Genomic DNA, 266 nt, shown 5'->3' with positions numbered 1-266 from the left:
ATCGCCGACGCCGGCGATCCGTCGCGGCGCGCGCGGCGCTTCGGCCAGTTGTCGGCCTGTTTCGGGCTGGGCATGATCCTCGGGCCGGCGCTGGGCGGCCTGGCGGGGCTGGCCGGCGCCCGCATGCCGTTCGTGGCGGCCGCGGCGGCCAATGGCGTGGCCTTCCTGACGGCCCTGGCGTGGCTGCCGGAATCGCGCCGGGGCGCTCGCGCGCCGTGGTCGTGGCGCGCGCTGGATCCGATTGGCGGTCTGCGCCAGGCACTGGG

Annotated in this window: 1 protein-coding gene; it reads left to right on the top strand. The window is 77.8% G+C overall.

The genetic code is table 11. From position 1 onward, the window contains the following. On the top strand, positions 1 to 266 hold a 266-nt coding region (locus SB764_RS41085; protein WP_410866909.1), incomplete at both ends, for an MFS transporter.

The organism is Paraburkholderia sp. SIMBA_027 (assembly GCF_046535315.1).
Lineage (GTDB): Bacteria > Pseudomonadota > Gammaproteobacteria > Burkholderiales > Burkholderiaceae > Paraburkholderia > Paraburkholderia tropica.
The sequence above is the reverse complement of the archived record's forward strand: the minus strand, read 5'-3'. Positions and strand labels throughout refer to the sequence as shown.